Consider the following 24556-nt stretch of genomic DNA (forward strand, 5'->3'; position numbering starts at 1 on the left):
GTCAAACAGTTGTTTGAACGCGGTGTATGTTGAGCCTTCTAATGCGCAAAATCAATAGGCTGATAATAGCTGTCCAGACTATTCATATGACTGATGACCGGGCATCCGTGTCGCCGATAAACCGGCGCAAGCCGTTGAATTTCGGCGCATTTGCCACGGGAATTGAATACTCCTGCAATTGGTAGGGCTGTTCAAACACCGTTATACTCGCCGACCAATATAAGAACCGTGACCCCTGTGGTCCCTGAATACTCGAGTGCAACCAGCGGAGGAGAGCGCCGTGGAACGCGAATCAATGGAATACGACGTAGTTATCGTGGGCGCCGGTCCGGCGGGATTGGCGGCGGCCTGCCGTATTCGTCAGCTCAACGAAGACATCTCGGTGTGCGTGGTCGAGAAAGGCTCCGAGGTGGGTGCCCATATCCTCTCCGGCGCTGTATTCGAGCCCACCGCCCTGAACGAGCTCTTCCCCGACTGGAAAGAACGCGGCGCGCCGCTGAATACCCCGGTCAAGGGTGATGACATCTATGTAATGGGCGGTGCAGAAAAGGCCACCAAGGTGCCCAACCTCTTTGTGCCCAGCACCATGCACAATGAAGGCAACTATATCATCAGCCTGGGCAACCTGTGCCGCTGGCTGGCGGAGCAGGCGGAAAACCTGGGCGTGGAGATCTTCCCGGGCTTCGCCGCAGCCGAAGTCCTCTACAACGAGGACGGCTCCGTCAAGGGTATCGCCACCGGGGATATGGGTGTCGGCGCCAAGGGCGAACACAAAGACGCCTACATGCCGGGCATGGAACTGCATGCCAAGTACACCCTTTTTGCCGAGGGCTGTCGCGGACACCTGGGCAAGCAGCTGATCAGCAAGTTCAAGCTGGATGAAGGCAAGGACCCTCAGCACTACGGTATCGGCATCAAGGAAATCTGGAAGGTTGCCGACGACAAACACCAGGAAGGCCTGGTAGTCCACACCGCCGGCTGGCCCCTCGACGAGAGCGGTTCCCACGGCGGCGGCTTCCTGTATCACCTGGAAGATAACCAGGTCGTGGTGGGCCTGATTACCGACCTGGCCTACAGCAACCCCCACGTCAGCCCGTTTGACGAGTTCCAGCGCTACAAGCACCACCCGGTAATCAAGCAGTACCTGGAGGGCGGCCAGCGCGTGGCCTATGGCGCCCGCGCCATCACCAAGGGCGGCCTGCAGTCCCAGCCCAAAATGACCTTCCCGGGCGGCCTGATGATCGGCGACAACGCCGGCACCCTGAACTTTGCCAAAATCAAGGGCAACCATACCGCCATGAAGTCCGGCATGATCGCTGCCGAGGCCGTGGCAGAAGCCCTGGCCGCAGACCGGGCCAGTGACGAACTGACCGGATACAGCGACAAGTACCGCAACAGCTGGGCCTGGAAGGAACTGCACAAGCAGCGCAACTTCGGCCCCGCCCAGCACAAGTTCGGCAACATTCTCGGGTCCGCCTACGCCTTCCTGGATATCAACATCTTCCAGGGCAAGCTGCCGTGGACCCTGCGTGACACCAAGGCGGATCACGCCCAGCTCAAGCCGGCCGCGGACTGCAAGAAGATTGACTACCCGAAGCCCGACGGCGTGCTGAGCTTTGACAAGCTCTCCTCGGTATTCATCTCCAACACCAACCATGAGGAAGACCAGCCCTGTCACCTGACACTGAAGGATGACGAGATCCCGCTGAACCACAACCTTCCCATCTACGACGAGCCGGCGCAGCGGTACTGCCCGGCGGGCGTATACGAAGTGGTTGAAGATGCCGATGGCAAGCGCTTCCAGATCAATGCGCAGAACTGCGTGCACTGCAAGACCTGTGACATCAAGGACCCGACCCAGAATATTGTCTGGATCGCCCCTGAGGGCGGCGGTGGTCCCAACTACCCCAACATGTAAAGTTTCCAGGCGCCTTCGGGCGCCTTTTTTTTTGCCCCCAATATCAAGCCAGCCGGCCACGGGGATCACCCCTGGTCCCGGTGGCGGGCCCCGCCAGGCCTTCACTCCTGTCTACACTGAAGCATACCGCCATAGAAGAACGTCGCCCTGCGACACCGCGAAGACAGGTTATCCGGATGAAAGCCGCCCTACTCTGCATTGACCTCCAGTACCTTGTGGCCGCTCGCGGTCATGGGATATTCAGCGCCGACAGCGAGGCACCCTTCGACCAGCCGGGCCAGGAATACTATTTTGACCGGCTGGAGAAGCTGGCCCTGCCGAACATCCAGGAGTTACAGGCGATCTTCCGCGACAAGGGCCTGGAGGTGATCCACCTGCGCACCCGCTGCAAAACCACTGACGGGCGCGACCGGACTTACTGGCACAAGCGGCGCGAACTCTTGTGCCTGCCCGGCTCACGGGAATCGGAATTTCTCGATTCAGTGCGGCCCCGGGAGAACGAGCTGATTATCAACAAGACCGGCTCCGGCCCTTTCGGTAACAGCAATATCCACCCCCTGCTCACCGAGCTGGATATTTCCCAGCCATATTGCTGCGGTGTGTTTACCCATCAGGGTGTTGAATCCACCGTCCGCGCCCTGGCCGACTTCCATTACCGTCCAGTCCTGGTCACAGACGCCACGGCCACGGGCAGTGAACAGGTGGAGAAAGACACTGTGGACCGACTACAAGGGGTTTATTGCGATGTCATCGAAACCGAAACGCTGGTAGAAGACCTGCGCCAGCATATACGCTCGGTACGCTGATACAGCACTTCGACGACATCCGGACAATAAAAAACCGGGCGCTGGAACCAGCGCCCGGTTTAAGCTTGCCTGGTCTGCCTGGCAAGTCCCTGTTTGTTCTCAGAACTTGTACTGCGCGCTCAGGGCAAATGAGGATCCCGGCTGTTCTTCGTAAACGATGACGCCCTCCCGCTCGATCTCTACAGACTCATCCAGCAGGTTCTGCATCTTGGCCTTGATGGTTAACTCCTGGGTGGGATACCAGGAATAAGTCAGGTCCAGCGAGTGGAACGGCTGCTCGAATGCATCCGGCGAGCCGTTACGGCCGGCCAGGTACAGGCGCTCACCGAATACGTTGTAACCCAGGGTAGCCGCGTGGTAACCGTCGGGCGAATCAAAACCAACCAGCATATTGACCACGTAATCGGAAGCACCGGTCATTTCACGCACGGCGTTGGTCGGTGCGTCCGCCTCAGTGCCGGCAACCAGCTCTGACTCCTGCAGGGTGATATTGCCCTGGACAAAGAAACTGTCCATGGTTTCGCCCAGGAAGCCCATGGTCTTCAGGCCCTCAATCTCGACACCGGTGATCTCACCGGACTCGGCATTGATAATCTCCCGCGCGACGTTGGTATCACTGGAGCCCAGCTCGAAGAATTCGATCGGGTCGAGGATGTCCTTGTAGTAGGCAGAGAGAGTCAGGTTGTCGCCGTTGTCCAAGAACCACTCTGCGCGCAGGTCATAATTGGTGATCTCGGACGGGCGCGCACTGGGATTACCCTTGATCTGCTCATCGGTGATCGGGTCGATATAGATGGCATCGGTGATCTCACGCAGGTCGGGACGCACCGCGGTCTTGCTGGCACCAAAGCGCAGCTGGAAGGTTTCGGCCCAGAGATTACCAATATACGTCAGTGCCAGAGATGGATAGACCGCATCTTCGCTGAACGTTGCATCTTCCAGCTCCTGGCGATCCATGGTGACCTGCGGATCATCGATGGTGTAGCCGTAGGGGTTCCAGTCCAGCGCCACCTGGTTGTAGTCCTCCCAGCGGGCGCCGGCGGAGACACGCCAGGTTTCATTCAGTGTCCAGTCGAACTTACCGAACGCGGCATCGGTCAGGGTTGCGGCGATATAGCTCTGGTTGTTTGCACCGGCGCGATCGAACACAAAGTTGTTGTTCGAGTCGGTGATGTTCTGGTCGCTGAGCACCTGGTCCAATGAACCGTTCAGGGAATCAACACTGTCGACATCCAGGGCACCCAGGCGGAACTCGGTCTCCTTGTAGGTACGCCCCTTCTCTGTGCGGGCAAAGCCACCGCTCAGCTCCAGTGTGGAAGAAGAGAACTGCAGCGGCAGGGTTGCAATCCAGCCATAATCCTTGACCGTGTCTTCCAGATCCGTAAAACGGAAACCTGAAGTATTGGTGCCAATGCTGACGGCCGAGCTGACAACTGCACCGGATTCGTCAGTAGTGGTATCTGCATTCACTGACACCTCATTGGGAATATCAGTGGCAGCGGTGGCTTCGGAATAGAACCAGTCGAACGCCAGGTCTTCCGGCACCCAGTTGAGCATGCCACCGGGCATCATTTCCCTGGTCTGGGCACCAACCACATGGCTGCCCTTGACCTGGTTAACAAACAGGTCGCGCTCTTCGTACTTGATGCTGTACTCACGGAAGCCCCGGCCGTCAGCGAGCTGGCGATTCTCGTTGAAGTAGTCGCGGATGGCAGTTTCGTCATCGGTATTGCGCAGGTACAGGCTGGTGCTGGAGATTTCGTGATCATCCCCATAACGGACACCCAGGTTCAGGTTACCGCTCAGGTCGACAGAATATGTGGACTTGTTCTGGGTATCGAATTGCTGGTCGGGCGAGCCGAAGCTGCGCTTGACACGCTCCTCTTCACGCCACTTGTTCTTGTAGGAACCCCCGGCCAGGAAGCCCACTTCCAGGTCATCACCGATATAGAAGCGATTGCCGACACTGCCCTTGATATCAGTATCCGGCGCACTTGATTCCTCCTCAATGGCGACATCGCGGTTGAGGTACAGCGCCATCTCACGATTCAGCTTCTGCGCCGCAGAGAAGGCATCCTGCGGGGAATCGTATTCAACGCCTTCTTTTTGCAGGGTATCCCGGATATCGGCTACACCCAGGCGCCCCTGGAAACGCTCCAGGTACCAGTCTATTTCACCGGCAAGTTCCCGCGTTCCATCGTCAGTGCCGAAATCATCATCGTCACCGCCACGATAGCTCAGCACATCCCCGTCGGTCTCCGAGTTCGTGCCGGTGCCGAGCTCAAGAGAATACGTCAGCGACTCCGGGATGCCCCTGGTGCGGATATCAACGTTACCGCCCCCAAAGGTCGCAGCCTTGTCGGCAGAATAGGATTTCTGCACGGCGAGGGAATCAACCACCGAGGTGGGGAAAATATCCAGGGGGATTACATTACGGGTCAGGTCCGGTGAAGGGACCGTAGCGCCATTCATGGTGGTGCTGGAATAGCGCTCACCCAGGCCGCGTACATAGACAAACTTGTCGCTTACCAGTGAAAGGCCGGAAACGCGGCGGAGAGCTGCGGCAACCGTGGAATCACCCACGCGCCCGATCATCTCCGAGCCCAGCACGTCAGTGACGACCTCTTCCTCCAGGCGCTCACTGACCAGCATCTCCGCCGAATCACGCAGGCGGCCCTGGACCATCACTTCTTCGATTTGCTGTGCTTGTGGAGCGGGAACATCATCCATCTCCACCTGGGCCCAGGCATTGGGCGTCAGGGTCGAGGCCGTGGCGATAGCCAGTACCAGCGGCGCTCTTTGAAACTTTTCGATCTTAACCATTTCCAGGCCTCTTATATTTCCTGTTGATCCTGCGGTAGAAGCAAACAGGGCGCCGACTCCCTTTGCGAAAGTGGCGCCCCGGGTGATCAGGGACCAGGCCCCCGATCAAGTGCCCTGCTTAGTTTGCAAACCACAGCGGCTCGCCGTCGTGCAGGCCGTAGGTCCAGCCCTGGGTCCAGTCCAGGTCACCCTGGCTCAGCGCACCGAAGTAGGCGCGGGAGATTGGGCTGATGCTGATGGGTGCATCGTTGACCATCATGTTCCCGGTAGCGATGGAGAACACAGAGGGGGTGCCCTCGAGAAGCTGCAGCTGGGTAGCGTTCATTGCGGTCGGGTCAACGGCGCCGGTGATATCGGCGAAGACGTTGTTGTTGGCAACGGCCCACTCTTCCAGGGTCTGTGAGCCAACCGGGCCACCCTTGGTGCGATCTTCACAGGCGAAGATATTGGACTCGATCTGCAGTTGGGTACCCATTTCCGCTTCAACCAGGGTCTCCGGGTCTTCAACACGCAGGCAGTAGTTGCTGCCATCAACACCGGTAGTGTCCGCATTGAAGGAAGCCAACACCATGGAGTTGGTGATCTTCGGGAAGATGGCTTCACGGAAGCGCCAGCCGGCACCCGGATCGTGGGTAGCGGTATCAGCACCATTGGCGGAGATAATGCAGGTAAGCCCGTCGATGACCGGACGGCTGTTGATACCGGCAGAAATCATCGCATCAATAGTAGCGGCGTCTTTGTCATCGTAGCTGCCGATACCGTCAGACTCGATGCAATGGTTGCCATCGGTTTCCGCCTGAATTACCAGCGCGTTGGTGATGGAGCCGTTCCAGCCCTCGTCAATATCGATCGAGTCATCGCGCACGTACATGGCCAGGTAGTTTTCGAAGCTGACCGCGCCGCCGAACATCTCGATGCCGTCGTCGTAGGTGGAGTAAACCTGCAGGTTCTTGACAATGGTCTCGCCGCCCACGGCACTGAAGGTAATACCGTTCAGCTCGTCACCGTTGGCCACTTCCGCACCGGTGTGCTTGACTCGCACGTATTCCAGCTGGCCGGAGCTGTCACTGTTGTTGTCACCACCGTAGTTGGACTGGTCCTTGCCGGCAGCGCCTTCGGCCAGTACGTGACACTCGGAAGTGTTCAGGCTGGCGTCGTAGCTACACTTGTTGGTGATACCGAAACCATTGATCACCATGCCGCCCCACTGCTGTACCGCATCGAAGGCAACGGCGTTGTCAACGGCATCAGAGGTGGAAGTGAAAGTGATCGGGGCATCTGCAGTACCCACCGCGAACAGCTGGGAGCCACGGTTAACGACCATGAACTTGGTGCTGTCCGGGAAAGCGATGGTGGAGCCGGCCTCGATGGTCAGCTTGGCGCCGTCGCCCCCTTCAGCAATGCCGGCCGCCGCCATGGTCGCATCGTCGTCGTAGTTGTTGCCGACAAACAGGCTGCCTTCAAAGATGTGAACACCACCGTTGTCCAGCGCAGGGATAAACAAGTCCTGGGTCAGGGCGTTACCGGAGTCAACAAAGCTCGCCGAGTAGGTGCAATTTGCACCGTCGAAGGAGCCCTGCATTACCTGCCCGCTCTCCTCGTAAGAAGCGCAAGGGTTATTTGCGTCGGTGGGAGTGCCACCGCTTACAGAATTGTCGACTGAATTGTCGACAGTCTCCGGCTCGATGCTGATACCACCGCTGTCGCAGCCGGCTAGCAGGGCGGCAATGGCCGCGGAAAGCAGCAGCTTCTTGTTCACGTGTTTCATGTTTCCCCCTAACGGAAGTGTTGCAAATTTGGGCAGCCAAAATTCTGACTTTTTTCTTCAGCTGTGCGTCCTGAATCCAAAAGCGTTTTTTCAGCAACCCGGAAACCTTAAATTTTTTGTTCGCCTTGGCGATTCGGACGAGGGGGAGTGTAGGAATGCATTGTTGCGAAAATGTTACTTTTCGGTTGTTTTCCAAAAAAACTTGCAACATCTGGCATGAATAGAAACAAAGATTACACTTATGTTGCGCCCATGTTTCAATCGAATAGTAATCGATCAAATGGAGGACAAATTCTATTCGGGGGAGATACAGCCAGAGGGCAACGGGGAAAAATTGCGGTTGGAATTACCAGCGTTACCTGGCCGGTAAGACAAAAAAAGTGAAGCCACTTTTAATGTCCCGTACTGGTCGGGCGGAGGAAGACAGGGATCTCTATCGGGCAGACAATAGGAATATAATTGCGCAAGGGAACCGGCTTCCGGCAGCCGGGGCGCTGCTACTCAGTATTGCCCCAGCGGCCATTCGCCTCCAGCACTCTTGATGACAAGGGTATCCTGTGGTCCCTCTGCGGGCGTCGCGGCCCAGCCGACGAGTTCGTAATAGACGTCACGGGAAATCCGGGCGAATAACCCGTTGCGCACTTCTATATAGGGAATGGGTTGCGGCGGACGGCCAAACGGACGCAGCTCCCACTGGTGTTCCGCATCCAGGGGCACCACGTCGCCGGTATTGGTGGTGAAGAGCAGCTTGTCCTCGCCGTGCTGCGAGTCACCCTCCTTTCCGCGTGCGACCTGGGTAGCGAGGAATGGCACATCCTCAACCCGGATACGCCATTTCTCCACCGGGGTTACCAGGAAGTACTCATCGCCCTCGCGCTTCAGGATACTGGCAAAGAGGTTCACCAGCGGCTTGCGGCGGATGACAGTGCCCTCGTGTACCCAGTTTCCGTCGCGACGAATGAGCATGTCCATATCGCCGCAGAGGTCCGGGTTCCAATCGGAGACTGGTGGATGCCCGCTGAACTCTTCCTGTAAGCGCTGCAGTTGCTGGAACAGGGGTTCAGCCAAAAGAGGAACTCGCGCTACCTTCTGACGGGGAGCCACCTTCAGGCCGGCGGCCGGACACGTCACCAATATGGACACCCACATCCATAATGAACTCCATCAGTCCCTCACGGTCCTCGATCACATCGGCAAAGGACCGGGAGTGGTAGAGTTCGACGGCGCCCTGTACCAGGGCCCAATATGTGGAATAGTAGAAGTAGGCTGGCACCTTCTTGAGCACGCCCTGCTCCATCCGGCGCTCGAATACGCGGTTCAGTGCCGACGCATTGGAGTTACGGATGGCATGGAGTTCGGCGATCATTTCCGGGGCCAGGTTCAGCGCAATGATTTTCTCTTCGAGGCGCTGGAACAGGCGGTCCTTTGCCGGGTCGGCCATCCGCGATTCGAAGTAGGCGCGGGCCGGGGCGGTAATGTCTCCCTGCTCTGCCGTCGCTACGGCGGACTTGAGGCGCTCGGTCAGGGCCTTTTCGTAGTCCATCAGCAGGCGCATGTATATCTCTGTCTTGGAGATGAAATGCTTATAGATGGTGCCCTTGCCGATATCGACCCGCTCGGCGATCTGCTCGACAGTAACCTTCTCCTCGCCATGCTCGAGTAACAGTTCGAGCGCTGCATCAAGGATCCGCTGCTCCCTCGCGCGGAAGCGCTGAACCTTCTCCTTTGCCTTATCCATACTTCCGACCTTAGGTGCCATACGGTTTTGAGACTGAAATTGACTATCCATTCATGAATGATAGGCAATTAGTGGACATTGGAAAAGCGTTGCGGGGGACTTTGTGTGGAAAGCGCCGCTCGATCACGCGCCCCGCCGCCCCCGGAAGCCCTTGCGCCGGCATGGGCTGGGCCCAACCCAGTCGCATATGGCGCCAACAGGTCCATCATGGCCCGCTAAAGGAACATCCATACTGAGCAGATTGGTAATGGTCGTACCCTCCCGGGTTGTTATCATGCGCCGCTGGAATGCCCTCGGTTACTGGCCAATACTCAGACCGGGGCGATGGATCACTCAGAAAGTAAGGCACACAATGGAAAAACTGAGCAAGCTGCTGGACGTAGAGGAGCTGGACCGGAATCTGTTCCGCAGCCGACAGCACGTGGAAAACTACCGCAAGGTGTTGTTCGGCGGCCAGGTGCTGGGACAGGCCCTGACAGCGGCCACCCGTACTGTTGAGAACCGCCTGCCCCACTCCCTGCACGCCTACTTCCTGCGTCCCGGCAGCAGCGACCTGCCCGTGATCTACGACGTGGACCCGATCCGGGATGGCGGCAGCTTTACCACCCGGCGAGTGGTGGCCAAACAGCACGGACGTGCCATTTTTAACATGTCGGCGTCCTTCCAGATCCAGGAGCCGGGCTTTGACCACCAGGTGGACATACCTACCGACGATGTCCCCGACCCGGAGTCGCTGAAGAACACCCAGCAGCTGGCTGAGGAGGCCGGGCTGGTCAGCGAGGCCCACGACCAGCGGCGCTATATGATCGACTTCCGCCCGGTGGACCCAGAGAGTTATTTCGACCGCAAGCAGCGCGAGGCCCGCTGCATGTTCTGGTTGCGGGCCGAGGGAGAGATGTCGGATGACCCGCTGGAGCACCGCTGTGCCCTCTCCTACGCCTCTGACCTGGCGCTGCTGGGGACCAGCCTGCAACCCCACCCCATCTCCCTGTTCGACCCGCACCTGATGCCCGCGAGCCTGGACCACGCCATGTGGTTCCACCGGGACTTCAGGGCGGATGACTGGCTGCTCTACGTCACTGACAGCCCTTCCGCCAGCGGTGCCCGGGGCTTCTGCCGGGGCCAGCTGTTCACCCGCGACGGTGTACTGGTGGCGTCCACCGCCCAGGAGGGGCTGATCCGGCAAATTAAAAAGTAAATCAATGGTTTACAAGTGGAAAACGGCTGTTATAATGCCGCTCGCTTCGTTGATGAGGCGACACACAAATCGGTGAGTAGCGCAGCCTGGTAGCGCACTTCCTTCGGGAGGAAGGGGTCGGAGGTTCGAATCCTCTCTCACCGACCAATTACGAAAAGCCCGCTTTATAGCGGGCTTTTTTTATGCCGTGTGAAACCCATTCCCCTCTCGAATCATCACTTCGGTTGCCTCAATCCAGATGGCACCGTTACCCTCTTGCGCTGTCCAATCCCACTGACAACCTCACAGCGACAGGAAAGATGTTTAGAAAACTGCACTCCCTGCTGGGTCCGCTTCTCGTCTGTACGGTATTTGCCATATCTACGCCAGCCGCAAGCAGCGAAACCTTCAAGCTGCTGTACCAGGCAGAAATCCAGCCCGAATCGGGCCGCGCCCTGGTCGAAATCCGGCTAGAGGGTGAAAAGTTACCCCGCAAACTGGAACTGCATCTCAACCCTGAGCGCCACCAGGAACTGGAAAGCGACGGTGACCTGGAGGTCAATGGTGACGAGGCGGTGTGGCACCCCAAGGGTAAATCTGCCAGCCTGCGCTACCAGTTCACAATCAACGAACAGAAGGGATCCGGCAGTTTTGATTCCCGCATTACTGACAAATGGTCAATCCTGCGCAGTGACAAGCTGATCCCGCCGATTTCCGCCACTATGGAGAGTGGCCTGCGGTCCCGGGCCGAGCTGAAACTGGTACTGCCCGAGGACTGGTCGTCCGCCCTGCCCTACAAGGAAATTGCGGACGACCACTACCGTATCAAAGATCCTGGCCGGCGCTTCAAGCGACCCAAGGGCTGGATGATCGTGGGCCGGATTGGCAGCCGGCAGGACATCATTGATGGCGTGGACACCACTGTCGCCGCCCCGCTGGGCCAGAATGTGCGTCGCCAGGACACCCTGGCTTTCCTCAACTGGAACCTGCCTGAGCTCAAGAAGGTATTCCCGGAATTCCCGCAACACCTGCTGATCGTCAGCGCTGACGATCCCATGTGGCGGGGTGGCCTGTCGGGCACCCGCTCACTCTTTATGCACTCCGACCGCCCATTGATCAGCGGGAACCGCACCAGCAGCATGATCCACGAACTGGTGCATGTGGCCACCGGAATCCGCGGCGACCACCAGAGTGACTGGATCGTGGAGGGCCTGGCCGAGTTCTACTCCCTGGAGATCCTGCGGCGCACCGGGGGCATCAGTGAGCGCCGCTACCAGGGAGCAGTTGATGAACTGGAGGAATGGGGCAAGGAAGCCCCGACATTGCTGGTCAAGCGCTCGTCCGGGCCTGTCACCGCACGGGCGGTCGGTATCATGCGCCAGCTGGACCGTGAAATCCGCGCGGCCACCGATGGGAAAGCAAGCATTGACGACGTGGCCCGGGCACTGGCTGAAGACCGGGGCAAGGTAACCCTGGCCCGGTTCCGCAAGCTGGCCGAGGAAGCCGCCGGTCGACCGGTCAAGGCCCTGGACAAGGACAACCTCCGCGACGCGGAACAGTGAGCAAATGACAGGCAAAAAAAAGCCCTGACGACGGGGGGGGGGAGAGCGTCAGGGCCAAGACCATTAGGAGTGAAACTTGGAGGATTTCATCCTTGCTACACAGCGGACAGCTGCCGTATGGGGCGCGTCCTACCGGCATTACTGAGCACCTTGGGGGGGAATGTGCTAGCCAGTTAAAGCAAGTATTGGCGAAGTCGCCGGGATTGCCAGTACGGCCAGTAGAAAATCTTAGAACAATTGGTAATAGTTTGGAGCGCGTCCATAGAGAATGCGCTTAAAACACGCCAGCAACCCACACGCCAGGTGCCGGGATGCGGATAGCGGATGAGCGGCCCCCCTCTCACGCAAGAACGCTTGACTAATCGCGCCCAATCCCTAGAATAGCGCCTTCTTCGCACCCGTGCGGAGACGTAAGTATAAGAAAATGCTGGGATTTTTCGGCTCCATCCGGTAGAATCCAGCGCGTTTTCAAGCCCGCTGACGCGGACGCTCTTGATTCAAGAGCACACAATATGGCTAGGTGGCAGAGTGGTTATGCAGCGGACTGCAACTCCGTGTACGCCGGTTCGATTCCGACCCTAGCCTCCATATTCCCCTCACCTGCCCGAATCGCGGCGGGTGATTCGCGAGAGCCCCTCTGCGGATAACCGCAATACCACCTGCTCTCGCAACCCTGCCCGGGTGGTGGAATCGGTAGACACAGGAGACTTAAAATCTCCCGGCCTTACGGCCGTGCCGGTTCAAGTCCGGCCCCGGGCACCAATCCCTGCGTCCACTCCTGCGCGACCAACGCCACTATTCCCCGACCCGATCCAGGCCCTGTATTCAAGCCAGCCCACAAGAAACAAAAGCCCAGGTTTAGCCCGTTAACTTCCACGCCCCAATCGGCACCAGGCTGATGACGCTGCGCGGGCAACTTACCTGGTACCATCTTCAAAGATTGGGGTTTCGAATCCAGACTCAATGCGCGCCATTAACGAATGCGCATCCTACCATCTCCACTTCCTGATCAAACTTTATTGTTATTTGGTCAAATAATATTTACTCGCACCCGAGCGACCGTTTAGATAGGTACAAGCGCCACTGCGCTGTTTTAAGCGACTTCTCAGGAGTTCGCGGTAGGGAAGCCGCCACCAAAATAAAGTTCGAATAAGCATTGAAGGAAGGAACCCTATGTTACGCAAGCAATTTATCGCGCTCGCCTCGACGCTGGCGATGGGCATAATCGCCTCGCCGGCGGCCCTCTCAGAATCGTGGGTAGTGGTCGCCCATGGCAACGACGTAAAACAGCAGACACTCGACGAGATAGCCGCAGCAGGCGGCACCGTAACCCGCCACATGCCGCAAATCGGTGTGCTCAAGGTCGAGGCCGGCAGCAATTTTGGCGAAATTGCCCGCACAATTTCCGGGGTAAAGCACCTGAGTGCCGACAACACCTTCCAGTTCTATGAGCCGGTAACTTTCGATGGCCCTACCCTGGACTACGCCGGCAACCCGCCCAGCAGCGGCGATGATGATTTCTTTTTTGACCTGCAGTGGGGACACGACGCAGTCAATGCACCCGAGGCCTGGAATGCAGGCTTTACCGGCCGGGGTGTGCGCGTCGCCGTGATCGATGGCGGCTTTGATATGGACCACCCGGACCTCGCACCGAATATCGACTACAACGCTAGTGCCGATTTCACCGGCGAGGGCATCGGCTACAGCTTTGATGACGCCTTCAGTCACGGCACCCATGTGGCGGGTACCGTCGCCGCGGCCGACAATGCCTTCGGTACAATCGGTGTCGCCCCCGAAGCCACGCTGATCCTGCTGAAAGCCCTGGGCGATGCAGGCACCGGTTCGTTTGCCGATGTGGCCGCGGCCATCGTGCATGCTGCAGACGTCGATGCGGACGTGATCAATATGAGCCTCGGGGCGTCCTTCCCAGCCAGTGATGAGGGTGCTGCGGCGCTGAAGGTAATGATGTCCAGGGCCACGAATTACGCCCATCACGCCGGGGTAACCATCATCACTTCGGCCGGCAACGATGCGCGCGACGGCGACAAGGATACCAACGTGGTTACCCTGCCCGCCGATTCGCCCCACGCAATCTCCATCTCCGCCACCGGCCCCAAGGGATGGGCAGCCGGCGAGGAAAACCTTAACCAGCTGGCAGTCTACTCAAACTACGGCCAGTCGCTGATCGACTTTGCCGCACCGGGTGGCGACTACGAGTACTACTTTACCAACCCGGAGCCGGCCTGTGCGGTTGCCGGTTTAGTGCGCTCCTGCGGAGTGTTTGATTTCGTATTCAGCACCGGCAACGGAGGCTGGTACTGGTCCGTGGGCACCAGCATGGCCTCTCCGCATGCCGCCGGCGTTGCCGCCCTGATGATCGAAGCGAATGGTGGCTCTATGCATCCGGCCCAGGTAGTGGCAGACATGGCCCAGCAGGCGCTGGACCTGGGCAAGCCTGGCAATGATGACGATTTCGGTGGCGGGATGCTGCAGGCACCGCACTAAACCATCACCGGCAGTTGCAACAAAAAAGGCCCGTACCAACGGTACGGGCCTTTTTCGTGCTGGATTTTTTCATTACATCCTGCGGCTATTCGCCAGCACTTTCATCCTTGCTCTCACCACTATCCATCAATGCCGGCCAGGCGGCGCGCAGGTAGATGAACATCGACCAGAGCGTAAGCGCAGCGGCGGTGTACAGGAGGATGTAGCCGATCGTCTCCATCACCGGGTATTCCCGCACGTCAAATGCCAGCAATACGATGATTGCAGCCATCTGTGCCGTGGTTTTTACCTTACCAATAAAGGAGACCGCAACGCTGCTGCGCAGGCCCAGCCCCGCCATCCACTCTCGCAGTGCCGACACCGCGATCTCGCGACCGATAATCACGGCTGCCGCAATAGTAAACCAGGCATTCTGGTGCAGGCCCACCAGGAGGACCAGCGCGGTCGCCACCATGAGCTTGTCCGCCACCGGGTCCAGGAAGGCCCCAAATGGCGTGCTCTGGTTCATCTTGCGGGCGATATAGCCATCCAGCCAGTCAGTGATGGCGGCGAGGGAAAAAATAACGGCGGAGGCCAGGTAGCTCCACTTGTACGGCAGAAAGAATACCAGTACCAGGACTGGTATCAGTGCGACTCGAAAGAGCGTCAGTTGATTGGCGAGTGTCATGCTTTTCCCTGTACTTACGGTGCGGGTACGTTACCAAGTCGCCACTGAAAAAGAAACTTTAAGCGCCCCGCAGTCACGTGCCGACAACAAACGGAACCTCAATGGCTGTGCAACGCCGAGTATATATCCTCTGCCAGCTTACGGCTCACCCCTTCAACCGCGGCGATTTCCTGTACGGTTGCGCGCCGGATTTCCTGCAGGCCGCCAAAGTGACGCAGCAGGGCACGCCGCCGGGCCGGGCCGACGCCGGCAATGCCCTCAAGGGGGGACTCGCGGCGCTTCTTGTCGCGCCTCTGCCGGTGCCCGGTAATGGCAAAGCGATGCGCCTCATCCCGTACCTGCTGGATCAGGTGCAGCGCTGGCGAATCGGCCGCAAGCACCAGCTCGCGACCGCCCGCAACCACGTATAAGGTTTCAAAGCCCGCCTTGCGGGTGGTGCCCTTGGCCACGCCGACAATCTGCACGCCGACGACACCCAGGGCATTCAGTGTATCCACGGCCTGTCGCACCTGGCCCTTGCCGCCGTCGATCAGGAGGATATTCGGGAACTTGCCCTCCCCGCTCGACAGTCGTGTGTAGCGCCGCTTGAGTGCCTGGGCCATGGCCGCATAATCATCACCGGCCTGGATGTCGTCGATATTGAAGCGGCGATAGTCAGACTTCACCGCCCCGCCGGTGTCGAATACAACACACGAGGCCACAGTGGCTTCGCCACTGGAATGACTGATATCAAAGCACTCCAGGCGCTCCGGTAGCTGCTCCAGTTCCAGCACCTCCTGCAACGCCTCAAACCGGCTTTGCAGCTTCTGCTGGGCCGCGGTACGGCTGCCGAGGTTCTGCGCCGCAGCCTGTTGCGCCATGGTGACCCAGGTAGCGCGGTTGCCGCGTAATTTATGGGAGATGGTAACCTCGCGACCAGCCTGCTGGCCCAGAGCCTCCTGCAGCGCTTCCCGGTCCTCCATGTCCTCGGAGGTGAGAATCTCGCGCGGCACCTCCCGCTGGCTGCCGAGGTAAAACTGGGGAATAAAGGCCGACAACAATTCACTGCTATCGAGACCGAGCCGTTCGGCCGGGAAGAAGCTGCGGCTGCCGAGGATACGCCCCTGGCGGATAAACAACACATGCACACAGCAGGCACCACCCTCAGTGGCCACACCCATGACATCGGCGTTGCCAGTGGAGCGCTCGGCCACCTGGTCGGCCTGGAGGCGGCGCAGGTCTGCAATCTGGTCGCGCAACCGGGCAGCCCGTTCAAACTCGAGCTCGCGCGAGGCCGTATCCATCTGGTCGGCCAGCTCGCGCAGGATGGTGTCGCTCTTGCCCGCCAGGAACATCTCCGCGTGGCGCACGTCAGCTCGATAGTCCTCCTCGCTGATAAAGTTCACGCAAGGGGCTGTGCAGCGCGCGATCTGGTACTGCAGGCAGGGCCGCGAACGGTTGCGGAAAACACTGTCCTCGCAGGAGCGGATACGAAAGGTCTTCTGCAGGAAGTTGAGGCTGTCCCGTACCGATGAGGCATTCGGGTAGGGACCGAAATACTGCCCCTTTTTCCGTTTGGCGCCGCGATGGAAAGCAATCCTGGGGAAGGTATCGGCACTGGAGAGAAAGATATAGGGATAACCCTTGTCATCCTTCAGCATCACATTGTAGGGCGGATGCTGCGACTTGATCAGGCTCTGTTCCAGCACCAGGGCCTCAGTCTCGCTGCGGGTGACAGTAATTTCTATGCTGTTGATGCGCTGGACCAGGGCCATGGTCTTGGCCGTCAGGCCCGAAGCACGGAAATAGCTGGACAGCCGGCTGCGGAGGTTCTTGGCCTTGCCGACGTACAGGATACGCCCCTCCGCGTCGAACATCTGGTAGACGCCAGGCTTACGGGTAACGGATTGCAGGAAACGCTTGCTGTCGAAGGGATGAACAGTGCTCGAAGCGTCACTATCTGTCATGGATTTCGCCAATTACTGCTGAGCGGAATACAAAGTGAGCCAATTCCCCCGGGGAATTCAGAGCACTGCTTCGGGATCCAGGACCTGGTACTTGACCGCCAGCAGTGTCAACTCGACGTCACTGTGGATACCGAGCTTATCGAAAATACGGTAGCGATAGCTGTTCACTGTCTTCGGGCTGACAGCAAGTGTCGCCGCGATATCAGCCACCTTGCTGCCATTCACGATCATGGTGGCAGTCTGCAGCTCGCGCTCGGAAAGGTCGTCAAACGGAGAGGACTTGCTGGAATTGCCATTCACCTTCCGCAGTGCCATTTTCATGGCAACCGAGCTGCTGAGGTAGACGTTGCCGGAGTGGACTGTCCGAATGGCCTTGACCATCTCTTCCAGGTCGGCGCCCTTGGTGACATAACCCAGCGCACCGGCCTGCATCAGCCGATCCGGGAACATTTCGTCATCCAGGGCACTGACTGCCACAACACGGGATTCCGGGCAGCGCAGCAGCAGTTTACGGGTGGCCTCCATCCCTCCCATGCCCGGCATCTTGACATCCATCAGGATGACATCCACCGGCTGCTGGCGAACAAAAGCGAGTGCGTCCTCGCCACTGCTGGCCTGGCCGACGACTTCAATATCAGAGACGTCACCGAGCATGCGCGAGATTCCCATGCGCACCAGATCGTGATCGTCAACCACTAAGACTTTGATCAATTTAGCCCCAACTACGGATTATGCAGGTTCCGAACCTTCCCTTGTCCGGGCTTGCATTCTTTTTTACAGATTTTTATACCCGGCCGACATCACCGCCGGGCGAATCCACAGAGCCTGCAGTCAAAATACCAGACAAATCACCGGGTGCAAAGATACCTACATCACGCAGTGGGAGCGACAGTCATGTCCGCTGCTAACCAATCTGTCCCAATATAACCAAATGACATGAAAGGTCGTCCCACAGAGCCGTTCTTCGTGTCGGCGCCCCCGAAAGACGACGGCAGGCTTAGCCGGGAAAGGTACGGAAGGTCAGGCTGACGCGCTGCGCCAGGGCCCTGCGGGACTTGGCCACCTGGTGCAACCAGTGCCCCTGGACCGCGCCGGAGGTCAACAACAACGTCCCCTGCCCCAGCTCCAGGCTGGTGCGCCCGCCTCCATCACGCCGCTTGAATGCCAGCCGCCGGGGCGCCCCCAGGCTGAGGGTGGCGATTACCGGGTGCGGTCCCAGCTCGCGTTCGTCATCAGCGTGCCAGCCCATGCTGTCGGATCCGCCACGATAATGGTTGGCCAGCACCGAATTGAAATGGAAACCGCAGGACTCCAGCCGGGTGCGAACCCGCACCAGTGGCCCGATCCAGGCCTGCGCCACCTGCTCCAGGCCCGACCAGCGGTAAGTGATACCCGGGTCGGCGACGAACGCGTGGCGCCGGGGGATCGGGTGACTGCGGCCGAACATGCGTATCTCGGGTTGGTCCCACTGCAACTGGCCGAGGCAGGCATGCATCAGGGCGGACTCCTCAGCGGGACCCAGCCAGTGCGGGATCAGCAGGCCGCTGCCGGGCTCCAGGTGGACCCACTCCGCGTCCGCCCAGCTGGCGGCCAGCTTACCGGCCGTTGCCCGGAAGGCATCTTCGTCCAGCATCTGCCAGGCCTCCGCAGTCGCTACCGGTCAGGGATAGAACCGGGGTTCAGGCTCGAGCTCCACACCGTACTTTGCGTGAATATCGGCGGCGATCTCCTGTGCCAACCCGGTCACTTCGGCCCCTGCGCCGTGGCCCGGGTTCACCAGCACCAGTGCCTGTCGCTCGTGCACGCCCACTGCACCCTGCCTCTTACCCCGCCAGCCGGCACGATCAATCAGCCACCCTGCCGCCAACTTCCAGCGTTCACCCACCTCGTAGGCGACCAGGTCGGGATGCGCCTTTTTAAGTTCGCGGTAGAGGTCGCCGTCGATAATGGGATTCTTGAAAAAGCTGCCGGCATTGGGGATCTGTGCCGGGTCGGGCAGCTTGCTGTTGCGTACAGCGATAACGGCCTCCGCTACAGCGCGCGGCGTCAGGCCGCTGCTATCAATCTGTTGCTCACGGAAATACTGTTGCAGGGCCGGGTAATCAACCCGCGGATGCCACTCACCGTGGAGCTCCAGGCTTACGCTGGTAATGATGTACTGGTCTCGTGCCCTGCCCTTGAAGACACTGTCACGGTAACCGAACTCGCAGTCTGAGACGGAAAAACTGTGTATTTCGCCAGTGGCGATATGCAGCGCCTCGAGGCTGCTGAAGCTATCCCGCAACTCTACGCCGTATGCGCCAATATTCTGGATCGGCGCGGCACCAATCCGGCCGGGAATAAGGGCCAGGTTTTCCAGCCCGCCCAAACCACGGTCCACAGTTGCCATTACCAGCTGGTGCCAGTTTTCCCCGGCCCCTGCCGTCACCAGGGTGCGCTCGCCCTGCTCGCGGACTTCCAGGCCCGGATTGTCCAGGTGAATCACCAGCCCGGGGAAATTGCCCGTCAACACGATATTGCTGCCGCCACCAAGCGGCAGGATCGGGAGTCTTTTCCGGCGCGCGAACTCCAGAGCCTCACGCAGCTGGTCAAGGTTCTCCACCTGCGCGAAGTGTGCTGCCCGGGCAGCAATAGCCAGGGTGTTATAGGGCTGCAGGTCTACATCGGCCTGGATCATGTTACTCCGCCAGCAGGGTACGCATGCGCTGCAGGTCCTGCTCCGTATCCACACCACCGGGAACGTCTTCACAGGCATCAGCCACGTGGATGCTCTCATCGTGATAGAGGAAACGGAGCTGCTCCAGGGATTCAAGTCGCTCCAGCGGTGCCACCTCCCAGCTGACAAACTTTTCCAGCAGGGCCACCCGGTAGCCATAGATACCGATATGGCGGCGCGGGACAAAGCCTTCAGGCAGCGCACCCCGCTGCACGGCAAAGGCATCCCGCGGCCAGGGAATCGGCGCACGGGAGAAATACCGGGCCAGGCCGGATTCCGCCGTCACAACCTTGACGATATTGGGGTTCAGGAAGTCATCCACATCCCGGATGGGCTCCGCCAGTGTGGCCACGCCGGCTGCGGGGTTGCCAGCCAGGTTGGCTGCCACCTGGTCAATCACTGCCGGGGGGATCAGGGGTTCATCACCCTGCACATTCACCAGGATGCGCTCCCCGGGCAGCGCCAGGCTGCGGGCCACCTCGTGAAGGCGATCCGTACCCGACACATGGTCAGCAGAAGTCATGCAGACCTCGCCACCGAAAGCCCGCACGGCTTCAGCCACGCGCATATCATCGGTGGCGACAAACACCCGTTCGGCGGCACTTTCCGCCGCCCGTTCGTAGACGCGCTGCACCATCGACTTGCCGGCGATGTCCGCCAGTGGCTTGCCCGGCAGCCGGCTGGAACCGTAGCGCGCGGGAATTACAACATCGAAAGGAACGGGCTCACTCATCGCTGGAAAAGTCTTGCAGGTGTTGGTGGATTCTCTGGTAGAAAAGGTCCGGCAGGATGGCGCGCACTTCCAGTGCCCACCAGTGGCCCTGCCAGAAATCGCGGCACTTTACCGCGTCTTTCATGGTCATGATCACCGGCGTTTCACCATCGAAATGCAGCTCCTGGGGACTGAACTGGTGGTGGTCGGCAAATGCCTGCTCCATTACCTGGTATCCCATCTGGCGCAGCTCGCGGAAGAAACGCTGCGGGTTGCCGATGGCCGCCACCGCATGGCATGGCCCCACTTCCGGACCCGAGGCCAGCTTGAGCGTGGATGTCTGGTCCAGGTTGAACTGGTGCCAGCTGGCCGGCCGCAGGTTCATGGCAAAATCAATCTGGTCCCCGCAGTACTCTTCTACCCGCTCCTCGGGCTCGCCATTCACCACCACAATATCGACGCTTTCGAGGCGCTCCGGTGGCTCGCGCAACGGGCCCCGCGGCAACAGGTGGCGGTTCCCCAGCCCGCGCTGGCCGTCGATCACACAGATCTCCAGGCTGCGCCACAGGCCATAGTGCTGGAGGCCGTCATCGGAGAGAATGACATCGCACTGGTGATAATCCACCAGTGCCCGGGCCGCCTCATTGCGATCCGGCGAGACCATAACCGGCAGGCCGGTAATCAGGTGCAGCATCAGCGGCTCATCGCCGGATTCGAGCGGATGGGACTGCGCGGTGACCTGGTACGGGTACTCTTTCGCCCGGCCGCCATAGCCGCGGCTGACGATACCGGGATTGAAGCCGCGCTCCCCCAGCCAGCGCGCCAGCTCCGCCACCAGCGGCGTCTTGCCGGCACCACCGACGGTGATATTGCCTACCACGATTACCGGTACCGGCAGCGGTTCCGGGGGGCTTTCGCGAAAAGCGCGCCGGCGGAAGCCCGTGACCGCCCGGTAGATGGCTGACAACGGGGTAAGGAGTGCCGTCGGGGAGAGCCGCTCCCGGTCCGGATACCAGTGCTTGTTGAACCAGTCTTCCATCGACATCCGCCCGCTTATCCCGCCGTCTGCTGCTGCAACAGCGCCGCATAGCGGCCGCCGTGCTCTATCAGTTCCTGGTGGTTACCGCTTTCGATGATGCGCCCCTGCTCCATGACCAGGATCCGGTCCGCGCCCTCGATGGTACTCAGGCGGTGTGCGATCACGAAAGTGGTACGATTCTTCATTACCTCTGCCAGTGCTGCCTGGATGCTCCTCTCGGACTCGTTATCCAGTGCCGAGGTCGCCTCGTCGAGGATCAGCACCGGCGCATCCTTGAGCAGCGCCCGGGCAATCGCCAGGCGCTGGCGCTGGCCGCCGGAGAGCATCTGGGCGTTGTCCCCCAGCCGGGTGTCCAGTCCCTCGGGAAGCTCCGCCACAAAATCAGTGGCATGGGCCAATTCAACCGCTCGCTTCACCGCCTCCGGCGGGGAGCCTGCCAGCTCACCATAGGCAATGTTGTTATAGACAGTATCGTTGAACAGCACGATGTTCTGGGAAACCATGCTGATCTGGCCCCGCAGCTGCTCGAGGGGGACATCGGCAATATCGACGCCATCCAGCAGGATGCGTCCACTGGTAGGATCGTAGAAGCGCGCCAGCAGGCTGACCAGGGTGCTCTTGCCCGACCCGGAAGCCCCCACAAGTGCCACCGTCTGGCCGGCCGCCACCTCGATATCGATATCGCTCAGCACCGCCGGGGCGGCCTCGTCATAGCGGAAGCCCACGTGCTCGAAAGTGACTGCACCGTTCACCGGTGACGGCAGTGATGCCGCGCCACCAGTGGGTTCACGGGGGGAGTCAAGTACATCGAAAATGCTCTCGGCGGCGGCGATACCCTTCTGGATGTCGGCGTAAACCTCGGACAGGCTCCGAACCGGCTTGGCCAGCGATGCCGCCGCACCGATGTAAGACGCGAATACACCGGCGGTCATGGACTCGACCATGCCCGGTGCCAGTGCCAGCCATACAATGGAAGCCGTCGCCAGGCCCACCAGTATCTGGATTATCGAGACGCTGCCGTTATTGGCCACCACCAGCTTCATAAACTGTTGGCGGTTGTTGTCACTGGCCGATTCGAAACGGGCATTCTCATACTTCCGCCCGCCATACATGCGCACTACCTGGTAGCCGTTGATCGCCTCCTGGGTGACATGGGTAACATCACCCATACTGTTCTGGATGCGGTGGCTCAGCTTGCGAAAGCGCTTGCCCACGATGCGCACGATAAAAGCGATCAGCGGTGCAAACAGGAAAAACGTCAGGGTCAGTTTCCAGTTGACCAGCAGCAGGTAGGTCAGCAGCCCCAGCGCGGTGAAGGACTCGCGTATCAGGACCTTCATCGCCTTGGTAATCGAATTGGTGACCTGCTCCACGTTGTAGGAAACCTTGGAGATCAGGTAGGCGCCGGTGTACCGGTCGAAATAGGCACTGGGCAACTGGCCGATCTTGACGAACAGGTCGGTGCGCAGCTGGTGAATCACTGCACGCGCCACATAGGCCAGGCCGTAGCTACCGATAAAGTTACCGGATGCCCGCAGGACGATAATCGCCAGCATGGCCAGCGGCACCATCCAGCGCGCAGCTTCCTGCGGCATGACACCGCCGGGGAAGTAGCCGGCCACCCATTTCGCCAGAAACCCCTGCCCGACCTGGATACCGGAGCCCACGGCATCCAGCAACAGCTCGGTCACCGCGATCAGGCTCACGTTCATGGTGGAGAACAGCAGGAAACCAAGGACTGCCAGGGCGAAAATCGGCCAGTGTGGCAATGCGTAGGAAAGCAGGCGGCGGTAGGTCTTTGTCCCGCTTGGCGGGAGCCCTGGGGCATTATCCATAGATAGCCATATCGTACAGCGGACGGGGATCGCGGCGATCAGCCCCCGGAGGGTACTGGCGCGGCGGTCTCCGGCCTCAGGCATCCGGCAGGCGCATCTTGCGACCCGCCAGACCCCTGTCGGTTAACTCTCTTCCGGTTGCCGCGTGGTAATGCTCAGGTGGACAAAACCCAGCTGCCCCGCAGCATCCATGGCGCGCACCACAGCCTGGTGCTCCGCCGTGGCATCGGCAGTAATAATCAGGGGGCGATTGTACTCGCCCGCAGAAACTTCCGACAGGGCCGATTTCAGGGTAGTCAGCTTTTTATTGACCAGGGCACGCCCGTCCACGGAGTAAGACCCATCCGCGTTAATCAGCACCTCGATACTGCGCGGCGGGTTTTCCGCCTGTGGGCCCGCTGCCTCGGGGAGATCCAGCTTGAGGTGGCTCTCTTTGGTAAAGGTGGTGGAGACCATGAAAAAGATCAGCAGCAGGAATACCACGTCAATCAGTGGCGTGAGGTTGACCCCGTCCTGCTCTTTGGCTTGGCGGCGAAACTGCATGAGCTATACCTCAGGCCGTTTCAACGCGGCGATCACTGTGCAGCGCATCAACCAGCTTGACGGCTTCCTGCTCCATGGTGACTACGATTGTATCCACCCGGCGCTGGAAATAGCGGTGCGCCATCAGGGCGGGAATAGCCACGGTCAGGCCTGCGGCAGTCGTAATCAGCGCCTGGCTGATCCCCCCGGCCAGCACACCCGCATTACCGGTGCCTTCCAGCATGATCGCGGTAAACACCTGGATCATACCGACCACGGTACCGAGCAGGCCGATCAACGGGGCCACGGCCGCAATGGTGCCCAGGGCGCCGAGAAACCGTTCCAGGTCGTGGATCACCTGGCTCGCGGCCTCTTCAATGCTGTCTTTCATCACGTCGCGCCCATGGCGGGAATTGGACAGGCCGGCGGCAAAGATCCGGCCCAGCGGGCTGGAGTCGCGAAGTTCCTTGAGCTTTTCGCCGTCAATCTGGTTATTTTTGAGCCAGCTCCAGACTTCCCCGAGCAGGCCTCGCGGCGCGATACGGCGGGGATTGAGTGTCCAGAGACGCTCGATAAAAATAGCAATAACCGCGACAGAACAGAGCAGGATCGGCAGCATCAGCCAGCCGCCGGACTTTATTATCTCTAACACTTTTCTTATTACCCGTACTGCGAAAGGTAGAGCAGCACTTTACCACAGCTGTTGGCGCCAGCTAAGTCTTGCCAACGGCGTCTTTTCCCCGACTGTGACATGGGTTACATCGTGGCGCAGGAGCGGGCCCGTTTTACCCGGACATAAAAAAACCGCCGGCAGTGCCGGCG

General features: G+C 59.7%; 19 protein-coding genes and 3 tRNA genes. 8 read left to right on the forward strand and 14 right to left on the reverse strand.

Translation table 11 applies throughout. The features are described from left to right. Positions 1-295 precede the first annotated feature (295 nt). Both LVE68_RS01845 and LVE68_RS01850 read left to right on the forward strand, forming a co-directional pair. Entirely contained in the window at positions 296-1918 is a 1623-nt protein-coding gene (locus LVE68_RS01845) for an electron transfer flavoprotein-ubiquinone oxidoreductase (RefSeq protein ID WP_233006752.1), read from the forward strand. 176 nt (positions 1919-2094) lie between these two features. After that, positions 2095-2724 carry a cysteine hydrolase family protein gene (locus tag LVE68_RS01850; protein ID WP_232942631.1) on the forward strand — a complete coding sequence of 210 codons (630 nt, stop codon included), beginning with the start codon at positions 2095-2097 and terminating at the stop codon, positions 2722-2724. A 99-nt stretch (positions 2725-2823) separates the two neighbouring features. On the opposite strand, the gene LVE68_RS01855 is transcribed toward LVE68_RS01850, so the two are convergent. The 4 genes from LVE68_RS01855 to LVE68_RS01870 form a co-directional block, all read right to left on the reverse strand. Then, positions 2824-5547: a TonB-dependent receptor domain-containing protein gene (locus LVE68_RS01855; RefSeq protein ID WP_232942633.1), complete on the reverse strand. Its 2724-nt coding sequence runs from the start codon at positions 5545-5547 to the stop codon at positions 2824-2826. 118 nt (positions 5548-5665) lie between these two features. Then, on the reverse strand, positions 5666-7315 hold the full coding sequence (locus tag LVE68_RS01860; protein ID WP_232942635.1) for a serine/threonine protein kinase: 1650 nt from the start codon (positions 7313-7315) through the stop codon (positions 5666-5668). Positions 7316-7816: 501 nt separating this feature from the next. Then, complete coding sequence (locus tag LVE68_RS01865; RefSeq protein ID WP_232942637.1) at positions 7817-8383, reverse strand: DUF1285 domain-containing protein; 567 nt, start codon at positions 8381-8383, stop codon at positions 7817-7819. Continuing rightward, positions 8376-9053: a TetR/AcrR family transcriptional regulator gene (locus tag LVE68_RS01870; protein WP_232942639.1), complete on the reverse strand. Its 678-nt coding sequence runs from the start codon at positions 9051-9053 to the stop codon at positions 8376-8378. The genes LVE68_RS01865 and LVE68_RS01870 overlap by 8 nt, the downstream gene beginning before the upstream one ends. Positions 9054-9405: 352 nt before the next feature. On the opposite strand from LVE68_RS01870, the gene tesB reads away from it, so the two are divergent. The 6 genes from tesB (at position 9406) to LVE68_RS01900 (ending at position 14297) form a co-directional block, all read left to right on the forward strand. Further along, entirely contained in the window at positions 9406-10251 is an 846-nt protein-coding gene (gene tesB / locus LVE68_RS01875; protein ID WP_232942641.1) for an acyl-CoA thioesterase II, read from the forward strand. A 70-nt stretch (positions 10252-10321) separates the two neighbouring features. Further along, positions 10322-10398: transfer RNA gene (locus tag LVE68_RS01880), tRNA-Pro, on the forward strand. Between the two features lie 152 nt (positions 10399-10550). Beyond that, the gene (locus LVE68_RS01885) at positions 10551-11792 is read left to right on the forward strand and encodes a hypothetical protein (protein WP_232942643.1); all 1242 of its coding nucleotides are present in this window, start codon (positions 10551-10553) and stop codon (positions 11790-11792) included. A gap of 514 nt (positions 11793-12306) precedes the next feature. Next, positions 12307-12380, forward strand: a tRNA-Cys gene (locus LVE68_RS01890). A gap of 87 nt (positions 12381-12467) precedes the next feature. Beyond that, positions 12468-12554: transfer RNA gene (locus LVE68_RS01895), tRNA-Leu, on the forward strand. A gap of 411 nt (positions 12555-12965) precedes the next feature. Continuing rightward, positions 12966-14297, forward strand: coding sequence for a S8 family peptidase (locus LVE68_RS01900; RefSeq protein WP_232942645.1), 1332 nt, complete (start codon positions 12966-12968; stop codon positions 14295-14297). An 85-nt stretch (positions 14298-14382) separates the two neighbouring features. Here LVE68_RS01900 and pgsA read toward each other — a convergent pair whose 3' ends face one another. The 10 genes from pgsA to LVE68_RS01950 form a co-directional block, all read right to left on the reverse strand. Then, positions 14383-14964: a CDP-diacylglycerol--glycerol-3-phosphate 3-phosphatidyltransferase gene (pgsA, locus tag LVE68_RS01905; protein ID WP_232942647.1), complete on the reverse strand. Its 582-nt coding sequence runs from the start codon at positions 14962-14964 to the stop codon at positions 14383-14385. Positions 14965-15062: 98 nt separating this feature from the next. Beyond that, on the reverse strand, positions 15063-16910 hold the full coding sequence (gene uvrC, locus LVE68_RS01910) for an excinuclease ABC subunit UvrC (protein WP_232942649.1): 1848 nt from the start codon (positions 16908-16910) through the stop codon (positions 15063-15065). A gap of 57 nt (positions 16911-16967) precedes the next feature. Beyond that, positions 16968-17621: a response regulator gene (locus LVE68_RS01915; RefSeq protein ID WP_232942651.1), complete on the reverse strand. Its 654-nt coding sequence runs from the start codon at positions 17619-17621 to the stop codon at positions 16968-16970. 286 nt (positions 17622-17907) lie between these two features. Next, positions 17908-18543 (reverse strand): alpha-ketoglutarate-dependent dioxygenase AlkB family protein, encoded by a 636-nt coding sequence (locus LVE68_RS01920; RefSeq protein ID WP_232942653.1) that lies wholly within the window; start codon positions 18541-18543, stop codon positions 17908-17910. Between the two features lie 27 nt (positions 18544-18570). After that, complete coding sequence (gene murB, locus LVE68_RS01925; protein ID WP_232942655.1) at positions 18571-19587, reverse strand: UDP-N-acetylmuramate dehydrogenase; 1017 nt, start codon at positions 19585-19587, stop codon at positions 18571-18573. Between the two features lies 1 nt (position 19588). Beyond that, on the reverse strand, positions 19589-20359 hold the full coding sequence (gene kdsB, locus LVE68_RS01930; RefSeq protein WP_232942657.1) for a 3-deoxy-manno-octulosonate cytidylyltransferase: 771 nt from the start codon (positions 20357-20359) through the stop codon (positions 19589-19591). Further along, entirely contained in the window at positions 20352-21383 is a 1032-nt protein-coding gene (gene lpxK / locus LVE68_RS01935; RefSeq protein ID WP_232942659.1) for a tetraacyldisaccharide 4'-kinase, read from the reverse strand. Before lpxK ends, kdsB begins: the two co-directional genes overlap by 8 nt. Before the next feature lie 8 nt (positions 21384-21391). Continuing rightward, positions 21392-23212: a lipid A export permease/ATP-binding protein MsbA gene (gene msbA / locus LVE68_RS01940; protein ID WP_232942661.1), complete on the reverse strand. Its 1821-nt coding sequence runs from the start codon at positions 23210-23212 to the stop codon at positions 21392-21394. A gap of 123 nt (positions 23213-23335) precedes the next feature. Continuing rightward, on the reverse strand, positions 23336-23755 hold the full coding sequence (locus tag LVE68_RS01945; RefSeq protein WP_232942663.1) for an ExbD/TolR family protein: 420 nt from the start codon (positions 23753-23755) through the stop codon (positions 23336-23338). Positions 23756-23765: 10 nt separating this feature from the next. Then, positions 23766-24386 carry a MotA/TolQ/ExbB proton channel family protein gene (locus tag LVE68_RS01950; RefSeq protein ID WP_232942665.1) on the reverse strand — a complete coding sequence of 207 codons (621 nt, stop codon included), beginning with the start codon at positions 24384-24386 and terminating at the stop codon, positions 23766-23768. Between the last annotated feature and the right edge of the window lie 170 nt (positions 24387-24556).

This window comes from Microbulbifer sp. YPW16, from assembly GCF_021290385.1.
In the GTDB taxonomy this organism is placed as follows: Bacteria; Pseudomonadota; Gammaproteobacteria; order Pseudomonadales; family Cellvibrionaceae; genus Microbulbifer; species Microbulbifer zhoushanensis.